General features: G+C 64.8%; 5 protein-coding genes. 2 read left to right on the top strand and 3 right to left on the bottom strand.

Translation table 11 applies throughout. The features are described from left to right. Positions 1-132: 132 nt before the first annotated feature. Entirely contained in the window at positions 133-636 is a 504-nt protein-coding gene (locus V6M39_RS05335; protein WP_332642702.1) for a PPA1309 family protein, read from the bottom strand. Further along, entirely contained in the window at positions 636-1,706 is a 1,071-nt protein-coding gene (locus V6M39_RS05330; protein ID WP_332642701.1) for a YlbL family protein, read from the bottom strand. Before V6M39_RS05330 ends, V6M39_RS05335 begins: the two co-directional genes overlap by 1 nt. Positions 1,707-1,816: 110 nt before the next feature. Between V6M39_RS05330 and V6M39_RS05325 the strand changes: the two genes are divergently transcribed. Next, a complete protein-coding gene (locus tag V6M39_RS05325) occupies positions 1,817-3,139 on the top strand; it encodes a zinc-dependent metalloprotease (protein ID WP_332642699.1) in 1,323 nt (440 codons plus the stop codon). Continuing rightward, entirely contained in the window at positions 3,136-3,690 is a 555-nt protein-coding gene (locus V6M39_RS05320) for an NUDIX hydrolase (RefSeq protein ID WP_332642698.1), read from the top strand. Before V6M39_RS05325 ends, V6M39_RS05320 begins: the two co-directional genes overlap by 4 nt. On the opposite strand, the gene V6M39_RS05315 is transcribed toward V6M39_RS05320, so the two are convergent. After that, positions 3,650-4,141: a M48 metallopeptidase family protein gene (locus tag V6M39_RS05315; protein WP_332642697.1), complete on the bottom strand. Its 492-nt coding sequence runs from the start codon at positions 4,139-4,141 to the stop codon at positions 3,650-3,652. The two genes, V6M39_RS05320 and V6M39_RS05315, sit on opposite strands and share 41 nt — an antisense overlap. Between the last annotated feature and the right edge of the window lie 476 nt (positions 4,142-4,617).

Below are 4,617 nucleotides of genomic sequence, written 5' to 3'. Positions count from 1 at the left end.
CAGCACGGCGAGGGTGACCAGCGTGGGCACCAGAACACGACGTCGGCCATCAGGCGGACGCGGCGCGGATCGCGGTCGGGGTGTTCCGAAGATGTCGCTCACGGTGCTCCTGTGTAGGGGTGAATTAAGACTCTATGCCAGTGTTTGCCGTAGTTGCTCGACCAGCCCGGGTACGAGATCGGGGCCCTCGAGCAATGCCGCGTCGTCCGGTTCGCGCGCACGCACGGCGCTGTGCGCGGCACCGTCACGTGTGACGGCTGCGATCAGCCGTACCTCTTGGCGATCTGGGTGCGCAGCGGCCGCCATGAACATCTCGTCAGGATCCTCAGGCAGCGCCGCCTCGGCCTCGGGCGGAAGCATGATGCGTTCGAGTACGGCAGCGCACCCCATCACGCTGTCGGGCCACGCGATCTCGAGGAGCAGGTCCTCGATCGGCCGGTCGGCCGGTACGCCGTCCTGCTCGACCAACGTGATCTCACCGGAGTCGGATGACAGCTGATCGGCCAGGTCGGGCTGCTTGGAGACGAGATCAGCGGTGGCCACGAGAGCGAAAAGCCGCGGCGCCTGGTCCCAGCCATCGGCCGCGACGTACGCCTCCATCTCCAACGCCGCCCTGCGAAGCGGCGAGTCAGGCATCAACTGCACGACGGCACCTTCGCATCGGGATCCTTGGCCAAGGCTTCGAGCGAGCTGATCGCGTCGTCGAGCTTGGTGATCTTGATGAGCTTCATACCGAAGTCATCCCCATCTGCCGCCTCGGCGCAGTTGGCGGCTGGGACGAGGAAGATCTTGGTGTCGTGCTGCGCTGCGCCAGCCATCTTCTGACGTACGCCGCCGATCGGCCCGACGGTGCCGTCGGGCGCCATCTCGCCGGTTCCGGCGATCTTCTTCCCACCGGTCAGTGCGCCTGGCGTCAACTTGTCGTAGATCGCCAAGGCGAACATCGTGCCTGCACTGGGACCGCCGACGTTGGGTCCCACATTGTTGTTGATCGTGAACGGGAAACGATATTTGGTCCCCAACGTGACGCCGATGCGCGGAACCTTCGGATCGTCGGGAGCGGGCTTGGTCTTGATCGCAATGTCCTGCGCCTTGCCCTTGCGGGTGATCGTCAGGGTGACGACATCGCCGGGCTCGTGCTCGCCGACGACCTTCACCAGAGCCTCCGCGGAACTGATCTTCGCTCCGTCGACGCGAGTGACGACGTCACCGGCCTTGAGCTTGCCGTCCGCGGCGCCGCCCTTGGTGACACCAACTATCTGCGGCGAGCCGGTCACCGTATAGCCAGCAGCCCGCAACGCAGCGACTCGCGATGAGTCCTTGGAGCTGTCCATCTGCGCCGCGCCTTCTTGCTTGGACTGCTTTGCACTTTCATCGTCGGGATAGATCAGCGATTTGGGCACGACAGCTTCATCCGAGCTGAAGTACGCCAGCATTGCGCGACCGAGCGACAACCTTCCGTCCGGACCGGTCAGCCGGACAGTGGTGAAGTCCAACGTCCCAGTCGTCGGATAGGTCTTCACACCTGCGCTGAACGTGAACAGTTCCTTGTCCTCGAACTTCCCAAGGGTGTCGTACGCGGGTCCTGGTCGCTGCATCACGTACGGGACGGGCACGAGCATCGCAACGCAGGTGAGGGCGATGAGGGAGAGCGCCGCGACGAGCATCGTCGTATAGCGGCGACTCAACGTTGATGCGTCGGACACAACCCGAGCCTAGTCAGTCTCAGCAAGCGGTACCGACGAGGCGTACGGATTCCTCGCAGGGCGAACACCGATTCTGTGGAGTCCCACGAACGGGTGGCTACTGTTGAGATATGTCCGAGGACGATAGAGACGACGCGCAGAACGAACCCCAGAACCCCTTTGCCGGTACGCCGATGGAGCAGATCTTCGGTGCATTCGCCGGCGGTCAGCTCGACATGACTCAAATCATGGGGCAGATGCAGAAGATGTTCGCCCCGCACGAGGGCAGCGTCAACTTCGACCTCGCCAAGGACGTCGCACGCCACACGGCTGCGGCTGCCGGCCCGGATCCGACGCCCAATGCGGCTCAACAAGGCGCCATGGACGATGCCGTACGCCTGGCCGAGTCCTGGCTCGACACCGCCACGACGATCCCCGCCGGTGCCACGACGAGCACAGCGTGGAGCCGTGCCGAATGGATCGAAGCAACCTCGGGCACCTGGCAGACACTCGTCGAGCCGATCGCCGAGCACGTCGTCAAGGCGATGGCCGACGCACTGCCCGAGGAAGCCAAGGCAATAGCTGGTCCTCTGATGGGCATGCTCAATCAGGCCGGCGGCGCGATGTTCGGCCAGCAGGTCGGCCAGGCCCTCGGCGGTCTAGCCGGTGAGGTCCTCTCGTCAACCGACATCGGCCTGCCGCTCGGCCCCGAGAAGGTCGCCGCCGTGCTGCCCGAGGGCGTCAAGGCGTTCGGCGAAGGTCTCGAGCATTCGGCATCCGATGTCCTTCTGTATGTCGTGCTCCGCGAGTGCGCACATCACCGCCTGTTCCAGCACGCTCCCTGGCTCCGTCCGGCACTCGTCGGTGCCATCGAGGACTTCGGCCGCGGTACCCGTATTGACGTCTCGGCGATCGAGTCCCAGATCCGCGATATCGATCCGTCACGCCCCGAGGCAATCCAGGAAGCAATGAGTGGCGGACTGTTCGAGCCCGAGAGCACACCCGAACAGCTCAAGGCGCTCGAACGACTCGAAACCCTGCTCGCCCTGATCGAGGGCTGGGTCGACGAGGTCGTCGCCCAGGCCACCAAGGACCGGATGCCCGCCGCTGCCCCGCTCGCGGAAGCGATGCGTCGTCGTCGTGGTGCGGGCGGACCCGCCGAGCAGACATTCGCGTCGCTCGTCGGCCTCGAGCTGCGGCCACGCAAGCTTCGCGAAGCGGCGACCCTCTGGGCCGCGCTGCGTGATCGCCAAGGTCCCGACGAGCGCGATGCGCCGTGGAGTCACCCCGACCTCATGCCGTCGACGGCGGACCTCGACGATCCCCTGGGCTTCGCACAGGGCGAGAGCCGTACGAAGAGCGATGACGATTGGGATGCCGCCATCGGTGAGCTGCTTGACGGCCCGCGCGACGACACTCCCGACTCTGAGCCAGACAAGAATGGCGGCGAGTGACGCTCCACTCCGATGCGCACAGCGTGCTGACACGCTGGGCGGCGCCAGACGACGAGCAGGAACAACTGCGCGTCACCTACCTCGCACACCTCGATGGGCACGCCAACGCGACAAGCCGGCACTGCCATCCAGACCATCTGACAGCGAGCGCGCTGATCGTCTCCGCAGACCACCAGCGTGTACTCCTCACGCTGCACCACGTCATCAAACGGTGGCTGCAAACTGGCGGGCACATCGACACGGAGGACGAGTCGCTGGCGGAGGCAGCTCTGCGCGAGGCGTTCGAGGAGAGCGGGATCGCGAGCCTGGCACTCGACCCTGTGCCCGTGCTTCTGTCACGTCACGAGGTGCCGAAATGCGGGCCGATCCGACCGTCACACCACCTCGACGTGCAGTTCGTCGCCGTGGCCCCGCCCGACGCCCTGCACGTCATCAGCGATGAATCGGACGAGCTGGAGTGGTTCGCGATCGACAACCTACCGGCCGAGACCGATCACTCAGTGCGGGCGCTCATCGCTGCGTCCACGACACGCCTTCGAGGAACCCCTTAGCCTTCGTCGCCTCGGGATAGGCGTCGACAAGAGCCCAGAACCGCTTGCTGTGATTGGGCTCAATGAGGTGCGCCAGCTCGTGCACCAGCACGTAGTCGACGACGTATGACGGCATGCCCTTGAGCCGGTCGGACAGCCGAATGCTGCGATCGGCACTGCTGCAGGAGCCCCACCGAGCGTTTTGGTTGGACACCCAGCGCACGGTCAGCGGTTGCGCCTTGCCGTCGAGCCACACCCGCGAGAGCTGGGCCGCACGCGCCATGAGCTGGTCATCGCTGGGGCGGGAACGCTGGTCCCTGCGGTCGAGTCGTTCGACGAGGCTGCGTACGGCTTTGTCCTCCTCCGCCTGCGAAAGGTGCGCAGGCACGAGCACGATGGTCTTGTCTCCTTCGCGGTGCGCACTGATCGTGCGCTTGCGCCGACGGCTCCGCCGGATCTCCACCTCACCCATGCCGTAAATCTATCCGGCGGGCTCGACATTTCTTTCCTCCACAGCGCGTCTCCCACGTTTTTGCAGGTCATCAAGGCTGTCCGCAACGGGTCCGCAACGACCGCCCACAGGTTGTGCACCGGCTCCCCCATGGTGTCCACACGAGGGGCTGGCTTTCCCCACAACTTGTCCCCATCGTTATCCACAGGCGTGGACAACAGTCTTCCGATTTCCCTTGACGGTCAGTGCGCCCAGACCTAGCGTTTCGGGCAATCGAGGCTCTCGGCAGGGTGCGCAGGGGAAGGCACACTCCGCCGGGAGCCTCTTTTTGACCAAACTCGACTAGTTCGCTCCCCCGCAACTCGCCGGAGAGATTTACGCTCAGCTGAGCGTGAAACACGCCTGTCACGCGTACGCTCAGGATGACTAGCAACACAACGGCAAGGAGGCCGCAATGTCAGAAACATGGAGTGGCGATTTCTACTGCGTCAAGTGCA

Source organism: Aeromicrobium sp., from assembly GCF_036675695.1.
Classification (GTDB): domain Bacteria; phylum Actinomycetota; class Actinomycetes; order Propionibacteriales; family Nocardioidaceae; genus Aeromicrobium.
Note: the sequence above shows the minus strand (reverse complement) of the source record. Positions and strands in the feature narration are given on the sequence as shown.

What these genes read in the sequence shown, in the direction of transcription:
- V6M39_RS05335 (WP_332642702.1), bottom strand. Translation starts at nt 636, where the DNA reads ATGCCTGACTCGCCGCTTCGCAGGGCGGCGTTGGAGATGGAGGCGTAC.
- V6M39_RS05315 (WP_332642697.1), bottom strand. Translation starts at nt 4,141, where the DNA reads ATGGGTGAGGTGGAGATCCGGCGGAGCCGTCGGCGCAAGCGCACGATC.
- V6M39_RS05325 (WP_332642699.1), top strand. Translation starts at nt 1,817, where the DNA reads ATGTCCGAGGACGATAGAGACGACGCGCAGAACGAACCCCAGAACCCC.